This is a genomic window from Fontivita pretiosa, from assembly GCF_050410795.1.
Classification (GTDB): Bacteria; Planctomycetota; Phycisphaerae; order Tepidisphaerales; family Tepidisphaeraceae; genus Fontivita; species Fontivita pretiosa.
Window position 1 is genome coordinate 3,556,956 of the sequence record NZ_CP191258.1, and the last position, 24,218, is coordinate 3,581,173.

At 65.3% G+C, this 24,218-nt stretch carries 20 protein-coding genes; 12 read left to right on the forward strand and 8 right to left on the reverse strand.

Features of this window, described 5'->3' with window-relative positions:
- Positions 1-37: 37 nt before the first annotated feature.
- Positions 38-1,627 carry a PfkB family carbohydrate kinase gene (locus tag ACQS5P_RS14400; RefSeq protein WP_428937315.1) on the reverse strand — a complete coding sequence of 530 codons (1,590 nt, stop codon included), beginning with the start codon at positions 1,625-1,627 and terminating at the stop codon, positions 38-40.
- 150 nt (positions 1,628-1,777) lie between these two features.
- On the opposite strand from ACQS5P_RS14400, the gene ACQS5P_RS14405 reads away from it, so the two are divergent.
- Positions 1,778-3,868, forward strand: a complete 2,091-nt coding sequence (locus ACQS5P_RS14405) for a beta-galactosidase (protein WP_428937316.1) — start codon at positions 1,778-1,780, stop codon at positions 3,866-3,868.
- A gap of 39 nt (positions 3,869-3,907) precedes the next feature.
- Here the strand turns inward: ACQS5P_RS14405 and ACQS5P_RS14410 are convergent, their stop codons facing one another.
- The 4 genes from ACQS5P_RS14410 to ACQS5P_RS14425 all read right to left on the reverse strand — a co-directional run bounded on the left by ACQS5P_RS14410 (position 3,908) and on the right by ACQS5P_RS14425 (position 5,957).
- Positions 3,908-4,339: a hypothetical protein gene (locus ACQS5P_RS14410; RefSeq protein ID WP_428937317.1), complete on the reverse strand. Its 432-nt coding sequence runs from the start codon at positions 4,337-4,339 to the stop codon at positions 3,908-3,910.
- 120 nt (positions 4,340-4,459) lie between these two features.
- Entirely contained in the window at positions 4,460-5,032 is a 573-nt protein-coding gene (locus ACQS5P_RS14415; protein WP_428937318.1) for a PH domain-containing protein, read from the reverse strand.
- A gap of 12 nt (positions 5,033-5,044) precedes the next feature.
- Positions 5,045-5,506 (reverse strand): EVE domain-containing protein, encoded by a 462-nt coding sequence (locus ACQS5P_RS14420; RefSeq protein WP_428937319.1) that lies wholly within the window; start codon positions 5,504-5,506, stop codon positions 5,045-5,047.
- Between the two features lie 46 nt (positions 5,507-5,552).
- The gene (locus tag ACQS5P_RS14425; protein ID WP_428937320.1) at positions 5,553-5,957 is read right to left on the reverse strand and encodes a YlbF family regulator; all 405 of its coding nucleotides are present in this window, start codon (positions 5,955-5,957) and stop codon (positions 5,553-5,555) included.
- A 34-nt stretch (positions 5,958-5,991) separates the two neighbouring features.
- On the opposite strand from ACQS5P_RS14425, the gene ACQS5P_RS14430 reads away from it, so the two are divergent.
- Both ACQS5P_RS14430 and ACQS5P_RS14435 read left to right on the forward strand, forming a co-directional pair.
- Positions 5,992-7,047 (forward strand): ThiF family adenylyltransferase, encoded by a 1,056-nt coding sequence (locus ACQS5P_RS14430; protein WP_428937321.1) that lies wholly within the window; start codon positions 5,992-5,994, stop codon positions 7,045-7,047.
- A gap of 3 nt (positions 7,048-7,050) precedes the next feature.
- Positions 7,051-8,007, forward strand: a complete 957-nt coding sequence (locus ACQS5P_RS14435; RefSeq protein ID WP_428937322.1) for a dihydroorotate dehydrogenase — start codon at positions 7,051-7,053, stop codon at positions 8,005-8,007.
- A gap of 699 nt (positions 8,008-8,706) precedes the next feature.
- Here ACQS5P_RS14435 and ACQS5P_RS14440 read toward each other — a convergent pair.
- Both ACQS5P_RS14440 and ACQS5P_RS14445 read right to left on the reverse strand, forming a co-directional pair.
- Complete coding sequence (locus ACQS5P_RS14440) at positions 8,707-10,347, reverse strand: glycosyltransferase (RefSeq protein WP_428937323.1); 1,641 nt, start codon at positions 10,345-10,347, stop codon at positions 8,707-8,709.
- A 228-nt stretch (positions 10,348-10,575) separates the two neighbouring features.
- On the reverse strand, positions 10,576-12,306 hold the full coding sequence (locus ACQS5P_RS14445; protein WP_428937324.1) for a hypothetical protein: 1,731 nt from the start codon (positions 12,304-12,306) through the stop codon (positions 10,576-10,578).
- Positions 12,307-12,326: 20 nt separating this feature from the next.
- Here ACQS5P_RS14445 and dapF point away from each other — a divergent pair, with 20 nt between their 5' ends.
- Positions 12,327-13,199: a diaminopimelate epimerase gene (gene dapF / locus ACQS5P_RS14450; protein ID WP_428941026.1), complete on the forward strand. Its 873-nt coding sequence runs from the start codon at positions 12,327-12,329 to the stop codon at positions 13,197-13,199.
- Between the two features lie 19 nt (positions 13,200-13,218).
- On the opposite strand, the gene ACQS5P_RS14455 is transcribed toward dapF, so the two are convergent.
- Positions 13,219-14,526 (reverse strand): phospholipase D-like domain-containing protein, encoded by a 1,308-nt coding sequence (locus ACQS5P_RS14455; protein WP_428937325.1) that lies wholly within the window; start codon positions 14,524-14,526, stop codon positions 13,219-13,221.
- A gap of 132 nt (positions 14,527-14,658) precedes the next feature.
- Here ACQS5P_RS14455 and hisN point away from each other — a divergent pair, with 132 nt between their 5' ends.
- The 8 genes from hisN (at position 14,659) to ACQS5P_RS14495 (ending at position 24,111) form a co-directional block, all read left to right on the forward strand.
- Positions 14,659-15,438 (forward strand): histidinol-phosphatase, encoded by a 780-nt coding sequence (gene hisN / locus ACQS5P_RS14460; protein WP_428937326.1) that lies wholly within the window; start codon positions 14,659-14,661, stop codon positions 15,436-15,438.
- 1 nt (position 15,439) lies between these two features.
- Positions 15,440-16,273 (forward strand): tRNA pseudouridine(38-40) synthase TruA, encoded by an 834-nt coding sequence (gene truA, locus ACQS5P_RS14465; RefSeq protein WP_428937327.1) that lies wholly within the window; start codon positions 15,440-15,442, stop codon positions 16,271-16,273.
- Complete coding sequence (locus ACQS5P_RS14470) at positions 16,233-18,806, forward strand: glycosyl hydrolase (RefSeq protein ID WP_428937328.1); 2,574 nt, start codon at positions 16,233-16,235, stop codon at positions 18,804-18,806. Before truA ends, ACQS5P_RS14470 begins: the two co-directional genes overlap by 41 nt.
- 55 nt (positions 18,807-18,861) lie before the next feature.
- Positions 18,862-19,230 carry a DUF5615 family PIN-like protein gene (locus ACQS5P_RS14475; protein WP_428937329.1) on the forward strand — a complete coding sequence of 123 codons (369 nt, stop codon included), beginning with the start codon at positions 18,862-18,864 and terminating at the stop codon, positions 19,228-19,230.
- Positions 19,231-19,299: 69 nt separating this feature from the next.
- Positions 19,300-20,202 (forward strand): PfkB family carbohydrate kinase, encoded by a 903-nt coding sequence (locus tag ACQS5P_RS14480; protein WP_428937330.1) that lies wholly within the window; start codon positions 19,300-19,302, stop codon positions 20,200-20,202.
- The gene (gene thpR, locus ACQS5P_RS14485) at positions 20,202-20,756 is read left to right on the forward strand and encodes an RNA 2',3'-cyclic phosphodiesterase (RefSeq protein WP_428937331.1); all 555 of its coding nucleotides are present in this window, start codon (positions 20,202-20,204) and stop codon (positions 20,754-20,756) included. Before ACQS5P_RS14480 ends, thpR begins: the two co-directional genes overlap by 1 nt.
- A gap of 548 nt (positions 20,757-21,304) precedes the next feature.
- Entirely contained in the window at positions 21,305-22,324 is a 1,020-nt protein-coding gene (gene recA / locus ACQS5P_RS14490) for a recombinase RecA (RefSeq protein WP_428941027.1), read from the forward strand.
- Between the two features lie 176 nt (positions 22,325-22,500).
- Positions 22,501-24,111, forward strand: coding sequence for a trypsin-like peptidase domain-containing protein (locus tag ACQS5P_RS14495; protein ID WP_428937332.1), 1,611 nt, complete (start codon positions 22,501-22,503; stop codon positions 24,109-24,111).
- Positions 24,112-24,218: the final 107 nt, after the last annotated feature.

The window sequence follows — 24,218 nt, forward strand, 5'->3', positions numbered from 1 at the left end:
CGGATCCCCTGTGCGTCAGGCAAAGGGGCATCAGGTCCTAGCCGGCCAGGCGAGTCGTCGCCGCCACCGGCTGGTAATCCCGCTGCGAGATCTCTTCGCTCAGGCGTTGCAGCGTCAGGGGGACGTTGCCGAGCTCCTGGACGTGCACGGCGGCGGCCAGCGAGCCGAGCATGGCGGCGGCGTGGAGCGAGCCGCCCGCCGCCAGCGTCAGGCTTGCCGTGGCCAGAAGCGCATCCCCGGCGCCCATCGGATCGACACAATGACTGGACAACGCCGGGATGTACTCGCTGCGGAGCCGCTCGTCGGCACTGCGTGGCGAGCCGCCGGGCCAGTCGAACGTCACCAGTCCCTGTTTGCCGAGCGTGATGATCGCCTGCCGCGCCTTGTTGCGATTCAGAAGATTGGCGACCACGGCGCCCAGGCCGCTGGAAAAGTCGTGCAGCGTCTGGCGCACCTCGCGCTCGGTAGGGCACAGCAGGTCCACGCCGACGAATCGCGTGAGGTTGCTTTGCCGTCCGCTCACGTCCGCGGTGAGGATCGGCACGTGGCTGCGAAGCGGGCGCATGATCCGCTCGAGCAAACCGCCGGTGATCAGCCCGTACCCGAAATCCGTGAAGATGACCGCCGCCGCGCCGTTCGCCGCGGCCAGGATCCGCTCGGCAAGGGCCTGCTCCTGGGACGAGTCCAGCGGGCAGGTCGAGCCTTCATCGACCTTGAACAGCTTGGTCTGTTCGACGAGGTAGCGATGTTTGATGACCACGTCGCGGCGGTTGTGGATTGGCTCGACGTTCACGCCCGCGGCGGCGAGGCGCATCCGCGCCCGCTGCCAGATCTCGTTGTCTGCCGCGGATGTCACCAGTGTTGGCGTCGCCCCCAGCCCCGCCAGGTGCAGCGCCACGACCGCGCCGCCGCCGTCGTAGTCCCGCGACTCCATCGCCCGCAGGGCCATCATGGGCCCTTCGCCGGCCAGTCCGGTCGCGTCGCAGAAGTGGTATCGGTCCAGGATGTAATCGCCGATGACCACGACTTTGCGCCCGCGGAAGCGGTGCAGCAACTGTTGGAGCGTGGCGGCATTGAGGTCGTATCGCGCGCAGAAGCGGCGGAGCTTTTCATCCTTGAACGGGTCGGTCCGCTGCATTCCCCCGATCAGCGCCGTCGAGGAGTAGACAATGTCGTTGGAGGAGAACACCACCCGCCCGCCGCAACGCATCACGGCCTGGCGCTCGGCGGCAAAGCGCGGATCGAAGTTCTTTTCGTACTCGCGTCCTTTGACGTACAGGTCGGGCCGGAGCTGTTCGATCAGCTCGACGGCGGTGGGGTGGTGATTGAGGTAGACGGCATCCACGCACTCCAGTGCCGCCAGCGATCGCGCCCGCAGGTCGTCGGGGATAAGCGGGCGATCCACGCCTTTGTTGACATGCGTATCGGCGCTGACGGAGACAACCAGGACGTCGCCCAGGGATCGGGCGTACTGGAGGTGATGGATGTGTCCGGGATGGACGATGTCGAAACATCCATGACAGTGGACCACGGTGCGTCCCTCCGCCGCCGCACGCGCGCGCAGATCAAGAAGCTGCTGAAGCGAGAGGATCTTGCGATCCGCACCTGTGGCCAAAGAGCCGCCCATACGCCTCCGGCCGCCACCGCCCGATAACATGGTGGGGCCGTTGGTTGTTATCGGTCAGATGGCCTTTGCCACGTGAGAAGATACGCCTGGGCGCATCCCATTCATGTGGGTCGCGTGAAAGCGGGCGGTGTTTGCCGTAGCTTGCTGAGAATGTTGAACCGGCCATCGATTCTGGACGAACCGCTCATCCGCTATGGGGCCAGCGTCTACCCGGAGCTGCATTCGCGGCAGTCGTGGCTGCGGCTGCTGGATACGCTGGCGGCGCAGTCGATGAACCTGGTCCGGATCAACGACTCGGCCTGGGGGCACGTCGAGCCGTCGCCGGGGAGGTTTGAGTTCGACTGGTTGCGAGAGGCGCTGGACGATGTGGCGGCGCGCGGAATGCACGCGATCGTCGGCACGGGGACGTACATTCCCCCGCAGTGGCTGCTGGGCGAATATCCCGATGCCCTGGTCGTGCGCGCTGATGGACAGCGGCTGCACCCGCACTCGCGCAAGGCGGCGTGCCTGAATCACGGCGGCTATCGCGCCGCGGCGATGCGGATGGTGGCCGCGCTGGCCGCGGCAGTGGGTGATCATCCGGCGGTGCTGGGCTGGCAGATCGACAACGAAATCGACGCCCTGACCGAGCCCTGCTACTGCGCCGCCTGCGAGAAGCGATTTACGCAATGGCTGCGCGAAAGGTTCCAGACGGTCCAGGACCTGAACCAGCGGCTGGGGCTGCGCCACTGGGGGATGATGATCGATCGCTTCGAGCAGTTGCCGCAGTCGCGGGTGGCGATGGAGAACCTGCCGCGCGGGCCGCTGGCGGTGCGACTGGCCACGCTGCGCTTTCGTCGCGACCTGATCATGCAGTTCCTCGCCGAGCAGGCCGCCGCGCTGCGACACGCGGGCGCCGATCAGCCGGTGCTTCACGACTGGATGCCCAGGCGGACGCAACTGATCAACGACCCGGCCGCCACCGCGTTGCTGGACATCGCTGGCCTGAATCTCTACCCCGCGGAGGCGCACGATCCGGCGCCGTGGAAGCAGCGTCTGGCCGCGCAGGACATCGCCCGCGGCGCGCAGGGCGTCGGACGCCTGCTGATCACCGAAACCTGGACCGGCACGCTGGGCGGCGAGCAGGTCTGGAGCGTGCAGCCCGGGCGTCAGTTGCTGCGGCTTTCGATCCTCCAGTGCGTCGCGTTCGGAGCGACGGGGATTCTGTACTGGCCGGCGCGCAACTGGGCGGGCGGTTCCTGGCCGCACTGGGGCGGGCTGCTCGACTGGTCGGATCGCCCGGCACCGGAGCTGCAATGGATTGCTGAGATCGGCGCGACGCTGGCGCGCTGGGGGCCGACGCTGGCGTCGCATCCCGTCCAGGCCTCGGCGGCTGTCTTGAGCGATTACGACCAGCAGTCGGCGCTGGAGGTCTACCCGCATATGCCCGGGCGATGGGAGATCGCCGACGGCGCGTTCGATGTCTGCCATCGTCTGGGCATCGGTGTGGATGGAATCAACGCGCGGCAATTGGCCGAGGAGCGACGCCTGTCGCGATACCAGTTCATCATCCTCGCCGCCGCGCCCTGCACGCTCGCCGACGATGCGATCAATGCGATCCGTCGCCGGGTCGAATCAGGCGGAACGCTGCTGGTCGGGCCGATCGTCGATTACCAGAGCGTCGATGGCTTGTTCCGCACCGATGGGCTGGGCAATTCGCTGCGCGAGCTTACGGGCGTGGTGACGGGCGCGGTCCGGCGAATGGGGACGGCCCGGCAAGGCGTCGAGCGGGATTACCAACTGCACTGGACCGAAGGCTCACGGCGGACACCAATCCAAGCCGCCGACGGATGGTGTGAAGTGTTGCACCTGTGCCGGGCCACTGCTCGTGAATCCGACGTACAAATCCTGGCGCGCTACGAACCGCAGATGCCGGCGGTGGGCGGACAAATCGCCATCACGCGACGAACCCTGGGACGCGGGATCGTCATCCGCATCGGCTGCTGGCCGAGCGATGAAGCGATCTGCCGGCTTCTTCACGAGCTCGGCATCGGCCACGGGCTGCTTACCTCGCCGCTGCCGCCCGACGTTCGCGCCGTGCCGCGGACCGACGGATCACTGTGGCTGCTGAACTACGCCCCTCAACCGCAGCGCCTGCGACTGAAGGCGCCTGTTCGTGATCGACTCACTGCACGCACGATGGATGCGGACTTGCTGCTGGCTGGCCATGAACTGCTGTGGATCGAGCCACCTGGCACATGAACACACGACGCGACGATCGGCGATCAATCGCCTCGATCCTCATCCCTGAGATCGTCGGCGGTCGGTGGCATCGGGCGTGCCGCCCTTGCCGCCGGTGCGGGGATGGCGGCGATCCCGGTCTCGCTTGCGCTCCTGCGGGGCCAGATCCCAGCCGTCCGGCTCTTCCTCCATCATCGAGTGATCGACCGGCTCGGGCGGGGGCATCGGTGGGGGTGTTCGTTCCTGTGGCCCGCCGAGCAGCACGCTGGCACGCTCGTCAACTTCATCCTGGGCATTGCGCTGTCGCGGCGGCTGACGGTTCTTTACCGTCTGCTCCTGGCGGTCGGGATCGTCTGCGGGCGTGGCGGCGTTGTTGTCCAGCCGGCCCATGCCCGCCTCCTTCTCCGGCTTGGCGCGTTCGTAGCTCGTGGCAGGATCCGGCGCCTGTTCGGGCGATGGCGGACGACTCTGGCCGCCGCTGTTGTCGGGCATGGTGCGCTCCGGTTAACGTCCGTGGCACAGTGTATCCCCTGTGCCAAGGCGGCGGGAATGGACGAAAAATCGCGGCGATTGCCGTAAGGCCGTTGCGCTTCGGCCGCTTCAGCTTCCGGCTTATTGTCCGATGTCCATCTTGATCACGCCGCGCTGACGCTTGACCGCGATGATCCGCTGCTTGAGCGAATCGAAGATGCTTCGGGGCTGTGGCAGGCCGTGCAGTTCCAGGCGGGGTGTGGTCTTGTCGTCGGATTCGATGATGATGCTTCCGACGCGGAAGATGCGGTCGATCAGCGACTGGCGGAAGGAGATATCGTCCACGTGCCACAGTTCCAGCGTGTCGATCTTCTTGCTCAGGATGCCACGTTCGTAGTCAATGCGATAGTTGGTGATGCGGTAGTGCACCGTGCGGGTGAACAGGTACGGCAGCAAACCGACAAGGATGCCGATCACGATGCTGGGCAGGGTGATCCACCACGCCGGCCAGGCGCTGCCGAAGATGCCCCAGAGTATCGGCGCCAGAATCAGCACCGCCGCCAGGCCCCAGCACAGCAGGAGCATGCCCAGCTCGCCGCGGAGCATGGGGGTTCCTTCGTAGTAGATCTCCTCACGGTCGCCGGCCGGGGGGCGAACGTCGGCGCCGCGTTCAAGGTCGTGCTGGGGAGGCAGATCGCTGCTGGAGGTGGTCATGGTCGCTCCTCATCATGCCTGACTCGTTGCGGTCCTGGCTTCTGCGCTGGATTCAGTTCGCGTCGATGCTGTTTGCGCCAGCGTCTGGATTCGCTTCCACATCTTCGCCGGCACAGGCATCACGCTGAGCCGGCTGATTCGCAGCAGTTCCCATCCGGCGAAGGTGGGGTCGGCCTTGATCTGATCGAGCGTGACCGGTCGCGGCAGTCGCCGCATCGGTTCGAGATCGACGACGACGATGCGGCTGTCGTGCGCCGCGGGATCCGGATAAGGATCAGAGACGATCCGGGCCACGCCGACGACCGCCCGCTGCTCGCCGGTGTGGTATACGAGGGCCAGATCCCCTTTTTTCATGTTGCGGATGTGCTTCAGGGCCAGCGCGTTGGTCACGCCGTCCCAGACGGTCCGCTTCTGGCGGATCAGATCGTCGAAGCTGTACGAGTCGGGTTCGGTCTTGACAAGCCAGTATGCCATTCCGATCCGTTCCCAGTGTTGCAGTCGGCCGCGGGCATGTGCGGGGCTATTTGACGAGTCGCGCGCCCGCGCCGGCCGCAGCGCCCACCGCAGCAGGCGCGCCGCCGGCGCTTTCAAAGATCGGGCGTTGCCATGCCTGACTCACGCGACGCAGCAGATCCGTGAACTCCACCTCCGCCATATTCAACGCCTTGATCTTCAGATTCGACGCCAGCCGTGCCTGGATCGCTTCCAGTTGCTGCCTCTGGGCATCGGTGATGCCCATGCCCGATTGCTCCTGACGGGCCAGTTTCTCAAGCTGCTGTCCGAATTCGCTCATCAGCCGGGAAGCTTCAGGGTCCTGTGCGACGGCGCGCTGGGCGTCGCGGTACCGGGCGACGGCCGGGTGCTGGGCGATGAGCTGGCCGAGCTTTTCGGCGGCGGCGATGATCTCGGACGTTTCCGTGGCCATGAATGTTCCTCTCAAAGCCGCTACTATAGCGGACGTGGCAACCGATCGCTACCACCGCTATCAGCGACAGATGCTGCTGCCGATGCTTGGGCAGGCTGCTCAGCAGCGTCTGGCGGAGGCGCGGGTGCTGCTGGTGGGCTGCGGCGCGCTGGGCGCGACGATCGCCGAACAACTCGCCCGCGCCGGGGTCGGATACCTGCGGATCGCCGATCGGGATATCGTCGAGCTGAGCAATCTCCAGCGTCAGGTGTTGTTCGATGAACAGCACGTGGCCCAGGGCCTGCCCAAGGCGATCGCCGCGGCGCAGCGGCTCGGGCAGATCAACTCGACCATCCAGATCGATCCGCGGATCGTCGATGTCACGCCCGCGAATGCGGAAGAGCTGGCCGGTGATGTGAACCTGATCCTCGATGGCACCGACAACGTCTCCACGCGGTATCTGCTGAACGACGTCGCGGTGAAGCTCGCTCGACCATGGGTATATGGGGCGTGCGTGGGGACGGAGGGGCGGGTGATGACGGTCCGCCCGGGCGACTCGCCGTGCCTGCGTTGCGTGTTTCCCACCCCGCCGGATGGACGCGAGCTGCCGACCTGCGACACGGCGGGAGTGCTCGGTCCGGTGGCGGCGGTGGTGGGGGCGCTGGAGGCGGTGGAGGCGATCAAGCTGCTCAGCGGCAACACAGCCGCCGTCGCCCCCGACATGCTCGTGATCGATCCGTGGCACAACCGGTTCGTCAATATTCATCTGCAAGGCGCGCGGCGCGACGACTGCCCGACCTGCTCGCGACGGCGATTTGAGTTTCTCGAATCGCGCCACGCCGACACGACAACCAGACTCTGCGGGCGAGATGCAGTCCAGGTGCGGCCGGATCATTCAGGCGGCGCCGGCGCGGTCGATCTGAAGCGACTGGCCGAGCGATTGACCGCTGCGGCGGCGGGCCACGTTTGGCTCACGCCGTATCTGCTGCGCTGCACCTTGAACGAGGGCGGCCTGACGCTTACCACCTTCGCCGACGGCCGCGTGATCGTGAAGGGCACGACCGACCCGGCCCGTGCCCGCGCCATTGTGGCCAGGTATCTTGGAATGTGAGATATGCCCGATCTTTCCGTCAATCTTGCCAGTCTGGTGCTGAAAAACCCCACGCTCACCTGCTCGGGGACCTGTGGCTACGCGTTTGAATACGCCGACCTGCTGGACCTTTCCCGGCTGGGAGCGTTCGTCACCAAGTCGATCACCCGCGAAGAACGCCCCGGCAATGAGCCGACCCGCATCGTCGAAACCCGGGCGGGAATGCTCAATGCGATTGGCCTGGCGAATGTCGGGCTCGATCGCTTTCTGAAGGAAAAGGTTCCGCTGCTGCGGCAGATGCCCTGTCCGGTGATCGTGAACGTGGCCGGGCACAGCTTTGACGACTACACCGAGACCTGCGGCGCGATGGACGCGCTGGATTGCGTGGCGGCCGTCGAGCTGAACGTCTCGTGTCCGAACGTCAAGGACGGGCTGACGTTCGGCACGCATCCCGGCCGGCTGAAAGAGCTGACGCGACAGGTCAAGAACGTGCTGCCGCACAAGCCGCTGATCGTCAAGCTCTCGCCCAACGTCGAGGATATCACGCTGACGGCGAAGGCGGCGATCGAGGGCGGAGCGGAGATCCTTTCGCTGGTCAACACGTTCACGGCGATGGCGATCGACATCTACAAACGTCGCCCGCGGCTGGCCAATGTCACCGGCGGGCTTTCCGGCCCGGCGATCAAGCCCATCGCCGTGCACCTGGTCAGCCGAGTCTACCGCACCGTCGCCAAAAGCGCGGGTGTGCCGATCATCGGCATGGGCGGCATCCAGACCTGGCAGGATGCCGTTGAGTTTCTGCTGGCCGGCAGCAGCGCCATCGCCGTCGGTACCGCCCTGTTCGTTGATCCGGCCACTCCCAACAAGATCCTCGACGGGCTGGTGCAGTACATGCAGAAGATACAGGTCGATCGGCTGTGCGATCTGGTGGGCACCTTGCAGATGCCTGGGGATCAGCCGGTCAAGACGCCCTATCCATGAGATGGCGCCTGCGACGGAGCTGGCCAGAAGTGATCATGTAACTGCTTGAGATGCGCATCCCGTGCCGCGCTGGCTGCCAAGGTGCGGATTGATGCTGGGCGCCGTCAGGATAAGGCTTGCGTCTCTTGCGCTTGGCGTTGCGGGGGTCGTTTCGCGACCCTGGGGCGGCGGCTTTCGGCGTGGGAGGTCAGGCCGTACCGGTGGCTCAAGTGGATGTGTTTTGCGGGGGTTGTTGTTCCGTGGCACGGGCGTCCCGCCGGTGCGATGACCGCTCGCACGCGCCAAGATGCTCGTGACACAATTCCCGGGCAGGATCAGAAGGATGAATGGCGAGTTTGTCTTTCAGTCTTCATCGTTTTGCCTTCCACCAGAACCCTCACCCTAACCCTCTCCCGGAGTACCGGGAGAGGGGATGGCGCGCTGATGGCGTCGCCACGCCAGTCCCCGGAGTACCGGGAGAGGGGATGGCGCGCTGATGGCGTCGCCACGCCAGTCCCCGGAGTACCGGGAGAGGGGATGGCGCGCTGATGGCGTCGCCACGCCAGTCCCCGGAGTACCGGGAGAGGGGATGGCGCGCTGATGGCGTCGCCACGCCAGTCCCCGGAGTACCGGGAGAGGGATGGCGCGCTGATGGCGTCGCCACGCCAGCCCCTGGAGTACCGGGAGAGGGGATCGCGCTGGCGGCGCCCGATGGTGCGCTTAGGCCGCCTGGGCGACAGGGGTCTGCTGGGCGGAGGCTTCGGACCACCGCTGGAGCAGTTGCTCGCAGAGTTGTTCAAGCTGCCGTGCCGTCTGGTTGAAACCGAAGTGCTGTTCAACGCGGGCGCGCATGATCTTGCCGATCTTGGCACGATACTGCGGCTCGCGGATCAGCTTGCTGACGCGCTCGATGTAGGCACCGGCCTCGTGTCCGCCGACGGTGTACTCGGCGCCGACGAACTCGGCGGCCTGCGACTGCTCGACGCTGTCGCCGCAGCGGATCGCGACCACCGGTCGCTCGACGCTCATGGCCTGTAGCACCCCGGCGGCGCTGCTGGCGGGGAACTCGGCCAGGTAAATGTCGGCGATGCGGAGGAATGCGGGCAGGTCGCGTCGTCGGCCGGCGTAGCCGACGCGCTTGCCCACGCCCGCCGACTCGAACTTCCGCTTCTGCCAGACCAGCTCACCCTCGCCGATGAGCAGGTAAATCGCGTGCGGGTGAGCGCGCAGGATGTGGATGATCGTTTCGACGAATGGCTCGCCGACGGTGCGATCCAGGTCGCTGCCGGCGGTTGCCAGGACCACCGCGTTGTCCGGGATGCCGTAGACGCTGCGTTGCGGCGGCGGGCCAAACTTTTCCTCGGCGTCGATCCCTTCCAGCAGGAACCGCACGTCCATGTTTCGCCGGCTCCAGAACGCGCGGTCCGCCTCGAAACGCGCCTGATCGGTGTAGCAGATGCAGTGGACGCCCGATGCGTACAGCGGCCAGCGCCGACAGAGGTTGATCCTGACGCGCCCGACATCCCAGTCGGCGACCATCGCCGCGATCGGATCGGACTGGTTGGCGTCGAAGATCACCACATCGACATGGTCGCGGACAAGCTGACTGGCCAGCTCCCGCGCCGAAACCAGCAGGTCTGCGTCGGTGGGGGCGGTCCAGACGGGAATCTTCTGGCGGTTGAGCGACTCCAGGACTTCGCGCCCCCGCTTGTTGCTGGGCGAAAGGTAGCTGCCCGCGGCAAAGTGCTGTTTCTCGCGGCGGACGAACGCTTCAGTCGAGTACACGCCGAGCTTGAACCGCTTGGCGTCGTGATGCCGCGCCAGGCTGGCGATGGCTCTGCCGGACGGCTCGTCGTCGGCGATGCCGGACACGACATAGCCGAGCTTCACCTGTTTGTTGTTCCATTCCGCCGACTGCTCGCTTCGCCAACCGACTGACTGCGCCACGCGATCGTACTGCGTGGCGATGAACAGGCAGTTCTCGCGGTCCGAGGTGTATGTTCCGCCGTGGGCAAGATCGTACGACACGCCATTCTGGATAGCTTCCAGACCCAGGGCGTATTCGCGGCGGGCAATGGCGCAGGAGCCGAACTTGATCACCGGCCCGGCCCGCATGTCGCTCAGCCCCAAAAAGCCGCTGACGCTGATGAACTGGCTGAGCACCTTCTGATCCGAGTAATCGATGGCTTCAAGGCTCTGAAGCATGTGTTGCTGCGCCCGCCGCAGATCCAGCAGCGCATGGGCATGGTGGGCCAGGAACTTCTCGGCCGAATTGGGTGAATCCTCGTAAACCTGAAGCAGGTCCGGGTCGATCAACTCGCCCTTGTTGACACGTTCCACCAATTCCATCAGCGAAGGCATGGGCAGATCCTTTCTGGTGCGGGCAAGGTCTGTGCGGCGGTCAGTCGCCGTGGAGGCCTTGCGTGGTGCTGCGAGAACCGGGTGACAACCTGCGGCCGCCGGGTGTCGGCCGAATCATGTAAGGGTTATCGGGCATCGGGGCGGCAGAGCATGAGCCACGGCGGTTGAATCGGAGCGGGTGGATTTCCGCGGCGCGGCAGCGACCTGCCGAGCCAGCGTGTCGCGGCGCTATGCGCCGGCGACGGTTTGCACGATCGACGCAATCAGGGAGGCAGTCAGTCTCTGTGATGACGAGGTGGCTGCCGCAGGTGGCCTGCCTTCCAGGGCGGCATGCGCCGAGCGGACGAAATCCTGTGCGCGGCGCCAGCGGACGGCTGTCAGCACCGGCACACCCAGCGCATCGATCGGATGGCTGAAGGTGAGGGGCCAAACGTGAATCAGTGCCGCCGACGCCGCGGCGATGTCCTGAAGCTGTTCTCGCGAGCTGACGACACCGGCGGCATGGGGCCTGAATTCCTCCAGATCCTCCCAGCCCGCGCCGAACAGCCGCACGCGCAGCCCGGCGCGCAAAAGCGTCCGCGCCAGCCCCTGCTGATACGCCGGCACGATCAGCTTCTCGATGAACCGCGCGCGGGGAAAGTTGGCCTGCCCGATGTTGATCTTGGCCATTCGGGTGGACAGATAACCGTCGATGTCGTCATTCAGTGCGAAAGGCTCGTGGGTCAGTTCCTCACGAATGTACTCCCAGAGCAGCCCGTGACTGGAGTAGTCCATCAGGTCGGGGGGAGTCTCCAGGGAGAAGGTATCCGCGATGATTGCCAGGCAGGCGGAGCCGGGCGCTGGTGCGGACGCGGCGGCGGGTTGGACCTGCGGCCAGTTGCCCAGACACACGCGTGCCGCGGGCCAGCCGGCACGCACGGCCGCGTCGCGCAGCGCAGGGTCGGTCACGATCAGATGGTCGTTGGCGGCGGCCAGCGCGGCGCTGGGAATCCGCGGCTGCGTGATCCAGGTGATCCATGGCAAAGACTCGGGAAGCACGCCGGGCAGGTCGGTGCGGGCCGTGTTCGCGGTCAGAATCGCGTCACACGAAGTCGCGATTTTCAGCAGCGCCATCGGCGAGCTGTTGATCGGTGAATCGGCGTCGAAGACGACGGTCTCCATCCCTGTGATGCCCTGTGTCGCCTGCATCATCGCGTGGCCGATGTCATTCCACAGCCGGAATTGCATCGGGGCGACCACGCACAGGCGGGCAGAAGCGCCGGGGGATCGGCGGCGGCGGGCGGCGGATTGCACAAGTGCCTGCATCCGGGCGGCGCGCTCGGCATGAACCTCACTGAACACCGCCTGCGCCGTGCTGATCAGGCCCTGGATCGGCTCTGGGTCGGCGTCGGGAGCTCTGATGAAATGCGTGGGAGTGGCCAGGCCATCCTGATCGTCGAAGATCGATCGCAGTGACACGTCCCACGCGGGTCCGGCGGCGTACCAGAGGCGGCCGGCGCGGATGTCGTCGGCGAAGTCCTGGCAGTGCAGCATGATGGCCAGATCGCGCATGTCCGGGACGATCGCGACGATTGCCTGCTGGGCGGCGAGCTTGTCCAGGGCGACGCGGAGAAAAGCGGCGTGTGGCGGGGCCAGGAAGCATGCTGTCGAGCCTCGCACCTCCAGCCGCGCCAGCACCGCCTGCGCGACGCGGCGGGGCAGCGAGCAGCCGCCGATCCACTGCCCCGATCGTTCCTGCGCGCTCAGCGCGCGATCTCTTGCGAAGACCCACTCCAGCTCCAGAAGCTGTTCATTCAGCCACCGGCCAAGCGCCGGCTGCGTCGGCGCCAGCGCCTCGAGGTTGCGCGCGAAGTTCCTTTCGGCCTGCTGCTGTGCGAGGGTGGCGGTCTGCACCAGAGTCACACCGGCATTATCGGACGATCCATCGCCGGAAGTTGAGCCTGGATGTCGGGATGCCATATCCTTATTCACGTATGGGCCTGAAGTTCACCAAGATGCACGGCATCGGCAATGACTACGTCTACGTCAACGGCTTCGAGCAGAGTGTCGAAGACCCGGCCGACGTGGCGCGAAAAATCTCCGACCGGCATTACGGCGTCGGCTCGGATGGCCTGATCCTGATTCTGCCATCCGACAAAGCGGACGTGCGGATGCGCATGTTCAACGCCGACGGGTCCGAGGGCGAAATGTGCGGCAACGGGATCCGCTGCGTGGCCAAATATGCCTTCGAGCACGGCCTGACGAAGAACAACCCGATGACCGTCGAGACCGGTCGCGGCGTGCTGAAGCTGGAGCTTGTGCTGGATCCGCGCGGCAAGGTGGAGCTGGTGACCGTCAACATGGGCCAGCCGATTCTGGACCTGAGCAGCATTCCGGTTGATGCGTCGAGATTGCGAAGGGTCAGCCAGCACGAATTCGAGCTTTCGCTGGAGCATCCCAAGCATGCGCAGACGAGCTACCCGGCGCTGCTGATCGCCAGCTTCGTTTCGATGGGCAATCCGCATCTGGTCACGTATGTTTCGGATGTGGATGGGGTGGATCTGGCACATCTGGGGCCGATCGTCGAGCGGCATGCGGCATTTCCCAGGCGGATCAACGCGCATTGGGCGCAGGTGATCTCGCCGGACGAGGTGAAGATGCGCACCTGGGAACGTGGCAGCGGGATCACGTGGGCGTGCGGCACCGGCGCGTGCGCGGTGTGCGTGGCGGGCGTGCTCACCGGACGCACCGGACGAAAGCTGCTGGCGCACCTGCCCGGCGGCGACCTGCACCTGGAATGGCGGCAGTCCGACAACAACGTCTACATGACTGGCCCGGCGACCGAAGTCTTCCACGGCGAATGGCTGGGGTGAATCGCGCCGGGCAAACGCCTCACAGCAGATACCTGGCCCGGCTGACGGCCCATTGCACCAGCCGGTCGCGCATCGGGCGCTTGCGCCATTCGCTGAGGCTGATCCGCCGGGCGTAGAGCATGTCGTTGGCGAACAAAGCGTGCATCTGCTGGCCGAACTGGCGCGAGTGGATGATCGCCGACAGCTCCAGGTTGTACTCGATGCTGCGATAGTCGAGGTTGGCCGAACCGATCACCGTGATCGCGCCGTCGATGGTCATGGTCTTGGCGTGCAGCACGACGGTCTGGCGTTCGTAGATTTCCACGCCCGCCGACAGCAGCGTCTCGTAGAACGAGCGGGCGGCGATGATCAGGGCATGCACGTCGCAGCGTGCCGGGAGCATGAGCTGCACCCGCACGCCGCGCCGGGCGGCGCGGCACAGTTCGGCAATCAGCTCGTCATCGGGCGCGAAGTAGGCCATCGTCATCTGGATGCTGTGCCTGGCATTGGCAAACAGCGATCGCAGCAGAGGCCTGAGCGGGCTGGACAGCGTCGGCACCGACGCCAGGATGCTCATCTGGTTGCCCGGGTCGCGCGGGGCGCCGTTGTGAATCGCCTCCAGGTTGTAGTTGAACTCGGCGGTTCGAATCCGCCCGCCGTGGGTCACGTAATGCCAGCTCCTGGCAAAGGCGCGGAGAAAATAGCGGGCCATGGGTCCACGGATGCCGATGGCGTTGTCGCGCCAGAAGTCGCATTCGTCGGCGTCGCGCTGGTAGATCACCCAGGACCCGGCGTATTCGTGCCCGACATTCAGGCCGCCCAGGCCGGCAATTTCATCGTCGATCACCAGCAGCTTGCGATGGTCGCGGTTGAACGGCCGCCAACTGTAGCGGCACTCCCACGGATAGACGGGATGGAAGACCTCCAGGTGCACGCCGCTGCGCTGCATCTGCCGCAGCATCTGCCGATCGGTGCCCAGCGAGCCGAACGAGTCATAGATGACATACACCTGCACGCCCTGAATCGCCTTGCGGCACAACAGCTCGGCGAAGGCGCGCCCCGTGTCGTCGTCGGCGAAGATGTAGACCTCCAGGCACACGCGTCGCCGGGCCTGCTCGATGGCACGATAGGCGGCGCGAAGCGCTTCGCCATCCTTGTAGAGCTGCACCAGGGTTCCGTCGTCCAGGGGCACTGGATCGGGTACGATCCAGCCGTCGTCGTCGCTGCCTGGCGCGATGTTGATCCCCGCCGCCACCCCCGCGCTGCGCTCGTTCTGTTCGCGGGGACATTGCGCGGGCGGCGCGGCAGCATGCGCGTGCTCATCAGTCCGAGGCACGACCAGGTCCATTGCTGCATCATAAGCTGCCCGGTCGGGTTCTGTCAGGCCGGTTTCACCGTCTCGGTGTGCTGCGGGAAGCCCCGGCACAGCTTCCAGGTCGATCGGCTTGTCACAGATGCGGCCGGCGCCGATGATGTGGCCATGCCCGATCCTTCGCTGCGGACATTGCTGGATGTGGCGATCGAGGCGGCGTATCTGGCGGGAAGGCGCACGCTGGCGTACTTCAACACCGACGTCGCCGTCGAGACCAAGGTCGATGACACGCCGGTGACCTGCGCCGACCGCCAGGCCGAGCAGGTCATCCGCGCGGTCATCGGTCGATACTTTCCGTCGCACTCGATCCTGGGAGAGGAATCCGGCGAGGCGCGCGGCGATCCGCGCTTCCGCTGGATCATCGATCCGATCGACGGGACCAAGTCGTTCATTCACGGCGTGCCGCTGTATGCGGTGCTGATCGGACTGGAGATCGATCAGCGCCCCAGCCTCGGAGTGATCGACCTGCCGGCTCTGGACGAGATCGTCTACGCCGCCGCCGGGCTGGGCTGCCGCTGGAATGGTCGCGCCGCGACCGTCTCGAGCGTGGATCAACTTGAACAGGCGACCGTGCTGACCAGCAGCGTGCTGACGGCGATGCGGCGATCCGATGCTTATGAACGTCTGGCCGGGCGCGCCAGGCTCAACCGCACCTGGGGCGACGCCTATGGTTATGCGCTGGTCGCCACCGGCAGAGCCGAGATCATGCTCGATCCGGTGATCAATCCCTGGGACATCGCGCCGATGCTGCCGATCCTGAGCGAAGCGGGCGGGCGGTTCAGCGACTGGCAGGGCACGGTCACGACCTGGGGCCCCGATGCGGTCGCCACCAACGCGGCCCTGTATGATCAGGTGATCGCCGTGCTGCGATCGGAACAGCGTCGTTGACATGCCGACCCAGCGATACAAGCTGACGATCGCCTACCGCGGCACCAACTATCACGGCTGGCAGATGCAGCCGGCCAATGAGCTGTGGAAAGGCGAAACTCCTCCGCCGGGCGAGGGGATTCCGACGGTACAGGAAACGGTGACGCGCGCGATCGAATCGGTTGTGGGTCATCCTGTGGAGGTTGTCGGATCCTCGCGCACGGATTCCGGCGTGCACGCCAAGGGGCAGGTCGCCCACTTCGACACCGATCAGGTGCAGATTCCGATCCGCGGGCTGCGGATGGCGATCAACTCGCGTCTGCCGGCGGATATCCTGATCCGCAAGATCGAGCCGGTGCCCGAGACCTTCGACGCGATCAAGTCCACCATTTCCAAGAGATACCAGTATGCGATCTGGAACCATCCGGATCGGCCGGTGTTTATGCCGGATCTGGTCTGGCACCGCTGGCGTTACCTGGACACCGAGGCGATGCGTGCCGCGGCGCAACTGCTGGTCGGCGAGCATGATTTCGCCAGCTTCGCGCGTCCCGGGCATGGCCGGCAGCACACCGTGCGCACGGTCCACAGTTGCGATGTGCACTGGCGTCGCCCGATGATCGTCATCGGTATCGAGGGCAGTGGCTTTCTGTGGAACATGGTGCGGATCATTGTCGGGACGCTGGTGGAAGTGGGAATCAAAAAGTATGAGCCGGATCACATCCGGCAGATCCTGGAAGCGCGCAATCGCGAGGCCGCCGGGCCTACCGCGCCGCCCCAGGGACTTTATCTTCAATGGGTCAAAACTCATGCACTCGATGCTTCTGGTGTGTCTGCTTGCCCTGATCACGCTGTATAGCGTCTCGATGGCCCGGGCGGAGGATGCGGAGCTTTCCTGGCCGGCGATCACCCGGCAGTCGCGCCCGTGGACGCGGTGGTGGTGGCCGGGCAACGCCGTCGATCCGCCCAACCTGACGCGCGAGCTGGAGCTGATGCAGCAGGCGGGGATCGGCGGCGTGGAGATCACGCCGATCTACGGAGTCAATGGATACGAGCATCGCCAGATTCCCTTCCTCTCGCCGCAGTGGATCCAGATGCTTCAGCATGTCGCCGACGAGGGCAAACGGCTGGACCTGGGCGTGGACATGGCCACGCGCACGGGCTGGCCATTCGGCGGGCCGATGGTCGGGCCGGAGTTTGTGGACAAGCTCGTGACGCGCGTCGATGGGCAGATCGGGTCCAAACCTTCGGGGATGAAGGTCAAGCGTGCGGCGCCCGGCGGAGAGGGGATGGTGCTCAATCCCTACTCGCTGCGGGGTATCCAACACTACCTCAAATCGTTCGATCATCTGCCGCGCGGCATCGTGCGGGCGCAGTTTCACGATTCGTTCGAGTATGCAGGCAACTGGTGTGACGAGCTGCCGGATCGCTTTGAGCAGATGCACGGATACGACCTGCGCGACCACGTGGCCGAGTTCTTCGGGCAGGGCGATCCGGACGCCGTCGCGCGCGTCAAGTCCGACTATCGTCAGACCCTGGCCGCCATGCACCTGGATTACATCAACGCCTGGGTCAGGTGGTGCCACGAACATGGCTATCTGGCCCGCAACCAGGCGCACGGCGCGCCGGGAAACCTGCTGGACCTGTACGCGGCGGCGGACATCCCCGAGACCGAGACGTTCGGCTCCACGCCGTTTTCCATCCCCGGCTTCCGTCGCATCCCCGAAGACACCGACGGCAAGAATCAGCCCAACCCGATCATCAGCCAATTCGCCTCGTCGGCGGCGCACGTGGCCGGCAGACAACTGGCCAGTTGCGAGACCCTGACCTGGCTGCGCGAGCACTTCAAGATTTCACTGGCGATGGCCAAGCCGGAGATCGACCAGATGTTCCTGGCCGGCATCAACCACGTGATCTACCACGGCACGTGCTATTCCCCGCAGGATGCCCCCTGGCCGGGGTGGTTGTTCTATGCCTCCAGCGAGATCAATCCGCGCGATCCGCTGTGGCGAGACCTGCCGTTGATGAATGCTTACATCGCCCGCTGCCAGGCGATTCTTCAGTCCGGGCAGCCGGACAACGACCTGCTGCTGTACTGGCCGGTATACGACAACTGGCACGACCCGGAGAAGCTCGAGCAGCGGTTTACGGTTCATGGCGACCAGTGGCTGTCTGGCCGGCCATTTGAGCAGGCATCACGGGAGCTGACCCGGCTGGGTTGCGGTCACGATTACATCTCCGATGACCAAATCGCCCAATGCACCAACGATGGCGATGCGATCAAAGCGCCCGGCGGGGTGCGATATCGCGCGCTGCTGCTGCCCAGGGTCCGGAAGATCCCGCCTCAGACCATGCAGAAGATTCTCGAGCTTGCCCGGGGCGGGGCGACCGTGCTGGTTCAGGGCGCGCTTCCGCAGGACGTGCCGGGCCTGGGAAGGCTCGAGCAGCGCCGGACGGAACTGAAACGGTTGGGCGAGGCACTGATGGGCAGCGGGCGTGTGGTGGTAGACGATTCGATCGACTCGCTGGTCAGTGCTGTGAAGGCGCGATGCGAAAGGTTTGTCGGCGATGGCGTGGGGATGATTCGTCGCACGCACGAGCAGGGCCATCACTACTTCATCGCCAGCCTGGGCAGGCGAGAGGTTGACCAGTGGGTGCGGTTGGCCGTGGCCTGCGAGTCGGTGGCGATCATGGATCCGATGACTGGCCGGGCGGGTCTGGCGGCGAGCAGAAAGCGCGACGGGGCGACCGAGGTCTATCTTCAGATCGAGCCGGGACAGTCCCTGATCCTGCGGACTTTTGCCACAGGAAAGGTGAAGGGCCAGCCCTGGCGCTACACACGTGCCGCCGGGGGACCGATCCTGTTGACCGGGCGGTGGCACATCGAGTTCATCGATGGCGGGCCGAGCCTGCCGCAGGCGATCGACACCGACCGGCTGGCGTCATGGACGGATCTGGGCGACGAGCAGGCCAGGCGCTTTGCCGGCACGGCACGGTATCGGATCGAGTTTGACAGGCCCGCGACGCCGCGCCCGGTGGATGGCTGGGCGCTGGATCTGGGCGACGTTCGCGAAAGCGCGCGGGTGAAGCTCAACGGCAGGCCGATCGGCGCCGCCTGGGCTGTTCCGTTCCGCGTGTCGTTCGACGCCGCCGAGCTGCGTGATGCCGGCAATGTTCTGGAGATCGAGGTGACCAACCTCGCCGCCAATCGAATCCGTGATCTGGATCTGCGGGGGGTGCAGTGGCGGATCTTCAAGGAGATCAACTTCGTGAACATCAACTACAAGCCGTTCGATGCCAGCAAGTGGGACCCTGTGCCGTCGGGTCTGCTGGGGCCGGTCAAGCTGGTTCCGCTTCAACACCTGGAACTGGCTGACGGCGATCGTAGTTGAACGCAGTGCGAGGGGTCGGGATTCAAGACCGGGGATCGACTACCGAGGTGTTCACGTGCGATGGCTGCTGCATGGTAATGTCACTGGAGCGGTTGGCGAGGCGCTGCGGCGACACGGGCATATCGCCAACGTCCCCGCGGAAGTGGGCATTGATCCGAACCTGCCGCCGACGGAACTGCTGCGACTGGCTCACCAGAAACAGTTGGACATCATCACCGCCGATGCCGATCTGGCCAACGCGCCGTTCGCCAACCGGATCCGCTTCGGGCGGTCGATTGTGTTTCTTCAGCTCAAGGGCGAGGATGTGGAGCAGGATGATGCGATCGATCGGCTTTTCGAGCGTTACAAGCGGCTGACGCCCGGGCGGTTGTATACCGTGACCGCCACGCGGGTGAAGGTGCGGCAGCTTCCCGGCGCGGGCTGAGGCTGCGGCGGCAGGCTTCGGCGGACGCTTGATTCTTCGAGGTTCATCCCTCATTCTTGCTGCTTAACTATGTCTCTGCTGGTTACCGGATCCATCGGCATCGATACGGTCGAGACCCCGTTCGGCAGGCGTGAAGACGTGATCGGCGGCAGCGCGGTCTACTTCGCCTACGCCGCGTCGTTTTTCACGCCCGTGCGGCTGGTCGGCGTGGTGGGCGAAGACTGCCCGCGCACCGTCTTCGAGCTTTTCAAGGGTCGCGATGTGGACATCAGCGGCGTGGAAGTGCGAAAGGGCAGCAAGACCTTCCGCTGGCAGGGCAGCTACCTGAAGGACATCAATGAAGCCGTCACCGTCAAGGTGGACTTGAATGTCCTGGCCGAACGCGCGCCCAGGATCCCGCAGGGCTTCTGCGACAGCAAGTACGTGTTTCTGGCCAACACGCACCCGGTGCTCCAGCAGGAGATGATCCACTCGCTCAACGGCGCGCGGCTGATCGTCGCCGATACGATGAACCTGTGGATTCAGACCGAGCGGAAGGAGCTGTGCAAGCTGCTGGGTCGGATTCACGGGCTGGTGCTCAACGACGGCGAGGCGCGATTACTGACCGAGCAGAAAAACCTGATCCAGGCGGCGCGGGATGTGCTGAAGATGGGCCCGAAGTTCGTGGTGATCAAAAAGGGCGAGCACGGCTGCCTGATGTGCAGCGACCGCGACACGTTTGTGTTGCCGGCGTTTCCGGCGGACAGGGTCGTCGATCCCACCGGCGCCGGCGACAGCTTCGCTGGCGGGATGATGGGCTATCTGGCCACACAGGGCAGCTTCTCAGCCTCGACAATCAAACGGGCTCTGGCCTTCGGGACCGTGCTGGCCAGCTTCACGATCTCCGACTTTTCCCTGGGCGGCTTGCAGTCCATCACCCGCGAGGACATTGACGAGCGCTGGAACCAGTACAAGCAGGCGATGAGTTTCTGATGCGGCTGTTCATCGCGATCGAGTTGCCCCCGGAAGTCCGTCAACACCTGCTGCGCGTCGGGCAGAGTCTGAAGTCTCAGATCGGCAAGGCCTCGTTCACGCGCGAGCAGAACCTGCACATCACGCTCAAGTTCCTGGGAGAAGTGGAAGACAGGCGGGTGGCGAAGCTCACGGAGTCGCTGTCGCTGGTGCGAGCCGGGGGGACGATCGAGATCTTCGCCCGGAAGATCGAGTGTTTTCCCGAACGCGGGCCGGTGCGGATCGTGGCGGCCGGCTTTGGGGGCGATCTGGAAGCCATCGGCGGCCTGCATCGGGCGATTGAGCAGCGCTGCCAGCATCTGGGCTTCGAGCGCGAGACGCGCGCCTATCGGCCACATGTCACGCTGGCGCGTGCCCGCCCGACTTTGCCGCCCGAGGCGCGACAGCACGCCGAGGCTTTGACGTCGGCTCTGTTCCCCGGCCCCAGGCTTCAGGTGGCCAGGTTCGTGCTGATGGAGAGTCATCTGCACCCCGAGGGGTCGCGATACGTTCCCTTGGCGCACTTTCAAGTCTGAGCAAGCCGATCACAGGTTGCAAGTGATGTTGCGGGGCGGCGTTGCGTGCGAGCCGGGGCGATACCCGAACATTTCCTGAATTTCTGCTTGCCTTTCGGACGATCGTTATTAGCATATCCGTACAAACACTGAACAGGGACGGTGGGTGGCTTCCGTCGAGTTCAGTTGCGGGTGTGCGGGAAGACATGGACTGCTTCCCGGCCGAAACGAGCGACCCAAGCTCCAGCGAGCGATCCAAGCTCCTGCTCAGCTTCGGCCCATCGAGCACAGCCCGCCCCAAGCCACCGTTTCGCAGGCGCCCGGCGGATCCTGATCCGCTTCCGGGGCGAGCCTGGCACGCCGGCTGACCAGCATACCCGGCGTGATCTGGAAAGGAGCCACTCGTGGCCAAGTCCCTCGACAAGTCGGACACGCGCAAGGAGTCTGTCTCGACCGCAACGCCCGCCGGTAAGGAGCCGGTGCAGCGGGCTATTCCCGCCGGCGGAAACGGCGCGGCCGCCAAACCCGTTCCCGCTGTTGCCCCACGCGACCCGGCGCGCGAATCGGCCCTGAGCCGCGCCGTCCAGCAAATCGAAAAACAGTTCGGCAAAGGCGCCGTGATGAAGCTCGACGGCGACAAGCCGGTCGCCATCGACGGTATCCCCTCCGGCAGTTTGAGCCTGGACATCGCTTTGGGCGGCTACGGCATCCCCCGCGGGCGCGTGATCGAGGTCTTCGGCCCGGAATCCAGCGGCAAAACCACCCTCACCCTGCACATCATCGCCAACGCCCAGAAGATGGGGGGCGTGGCGGCGTTCATCGACGCCGAGCACGCGCTGGACCCATCCTGGGCCAAGCGGCTGGGCGTGAAGCTCGACGACCTGCTGGTCAGCCAGCCGGACACGGGCGAACAGGCACTGGAAATCTGCGAACTGCTGGTTCGCTCCAATGCGGTTGATGTGATCGTGATCGACTCGGTGGCCGCCCTGATCCCGCGGGCGGAGATCGAAGGGGAAATGGGCGACTCGCACGTGGGCTTGCAGGCCAGGCTCATGAGCCAGGCGCTGCGCAAGCTCACCGGAGCAATCTCCCGCAGCAAATGCACCGTCATCTTCATTAACCAGATCCGCGAGAAGATCGGCGTGATGTTCGGCAATCCCGAGACGACGCCCGGCGGGCGGGCGCTGAAGTTCTACGCCTCCGTCCGCATCGATGTCCGCCGCACACAGACCATCAAGGAAGGCGAGGTTTCGGTGGGCGCGCGCACGCGCGCCCGCGTGGTCAAGAACAAGATCGCTCCGCCCTTCAGGGATGCCGAGTTCGACATCATGTTCGACCGCGGCATCAGCTATGAGGGAGACCTGCTGGACCTGGCGGTCCTCGGCAACATTGTTGAAAAGAGCGGCGCGTGGTTTACGTACAAGGGCACTCGGCTCGGGCAGGGACGCGAAAACGCCAAGCAGTTCCTGTTCGACAACAAGGACCTGGCCGAAGAGATTCGCGTTCAGATCCTCAAGAGCAAGGGGCTTGTGGACGCCAAGCGCGCGATGGAGTCTGCGGCGACGGGAGCGGACGAGCTGGCGGTGTAGACCGCAATGGGATGATGGGCAGGTGTGAGGCGGCGGCGTTCGCAAGGTGTCGCGCCGCAGCTCAACATCTGACCATCATCCCCTGATGCGAGCTGGATCGCGGCCGCAGAAGTGTGACACGCCCCACGCGCCGGATGAAAAATTCATTCGGGCGATCGATTCAGCCTGTACATCGATTGGCCGACGAATATGATGCCGCGGTGGCGTTGTGGGACGCCTGCCGCGTCGTCGTGGTTCGTGCGGGGCTTTTGGTGTACCTGGGGTATCGAATGGGTTGCCGCAGTTGGGCGCCCGCCGGGCGCATCGTCAATTCGGTTGCACATTTCACGGGCTTTGCCTGGGTCGCAGTGGTCGCGTGGGCGGTTGTCTGCCCGGTCGTGGCGGTGGCACAGAGCCCGGACAGCCACACCGGCAGCACGATCGAGCTGCTGAACCTCGAGTCGCAGTTCCGCGCCATTGCCGAACGCGTCGCGCCCAGTGTGGTGGCGATTTCCGCCGCGATCGATCCGGCCGACGCCGACTCCGACGACGCGCTGCGCGCTGACAGCCTCAACACCGATCGTCTCCAGCGAATGCTCGATCGCGCCACGCGCATGGTCGGGACCGGTTTTGTCATCGATCGCGATGGATATATCCTCACCAATGAACACGTCATCGCCGACTGCACACAGCTCTGGATCACCACCGACGACCGGCGCGTTTATCCGGCGGTGGTCGTTGGCTCGGATCCCCGTGCTGATTTGGCGGTGCTGAAGGTTCCGGGCGGCGACCTGCCGCCGGTGCGCTTCGCGCCGTTCGGCTCCGTCCGCCGCGGAATGTGGACCATCGCGCTGGGCAATCCGTACGGCATGGCGGCGACGGGGCAGATGGCCATGAGCGTGGGCATCGTCAGCGCCACCGGCCGCTCTCTGCCCAGGCTGGCCAGCGCCGAAAACCGCTTCTACAGCGATCTGATCCAGACCACTGCCGAGATCAATCCGGGCAACTCCGGCGGCCCGCTGTTCAATCTGGCCGGTGAGGTGATCGGGGTCAGCACCGCCGTGATCCTTCCGCAGAAATCGACCAACGGGATTGGCTTTGCCCTGCCGATCACGCCCGAGCTGCTTGAGCGCGTGCAGGAGTTGAAGGAGGGGCGAGAGATCGTGTACGCGTATCTGGGCGTGATGGTCAGCACCGCCACCGCCAGACAACGCCGCGAGGCCGGCATCACCGACGGGAGCGGCGTGGTGATCGACATGGTGGAGAAGGATTCCCCTGCGGCCGAAGCGCTTCAAGTTGGCGACATCGTCACGAAGGTGCAGGACGTGGTGGTGTCCGACAGCGATCAGTTCGTTCGGGTAATCGGTCGGGCTTCGATCGAAAAGCCCACGACCCTGGCGATTCGTCGCGGCGGCAAGCCCGCCAGCGTTCAAGTTCAGCTTCGTCGCCGGCAACTGCCCAGCGTGGCGATCAATCGGCACAACCAGCGTTTCCGCTGGCGGGGGATGCTGCTGGGGCCGATCCCTCCCAACTGGGCATCCGGCGGCAAGTCCGGCTCGCCGGAGCACGGGCTGCTGGTGCTGGGCATCGATCCGGCCAGTCCGCTGGTCAAGCAGGGGGTCCGGGCCGGCGCGGTGCTGCTGAGCGTCGCGGGCAGGCGTATCAGCGGCGTGGCCGAGCTTCAGAGCATCATCAACGAAATCCCCGCCGAGCAGTGCAAGCTCGAAATCGTTCCTCCACCCGACGGCGCGGCGCCGGCAGACCCTGCCCCGCAACTCCAGCGTCAGGCCGTCGTCAGCGGGCAGTAACCGCGGGTCCTGCAAGCCTGAGGACACCAGGACATCAGATTTTAAGTGCGCCGCCAGCGCGTGCTCGCGTCTCGCGTGTTCGACTTGCACGTCTTCATGTTTGAGCG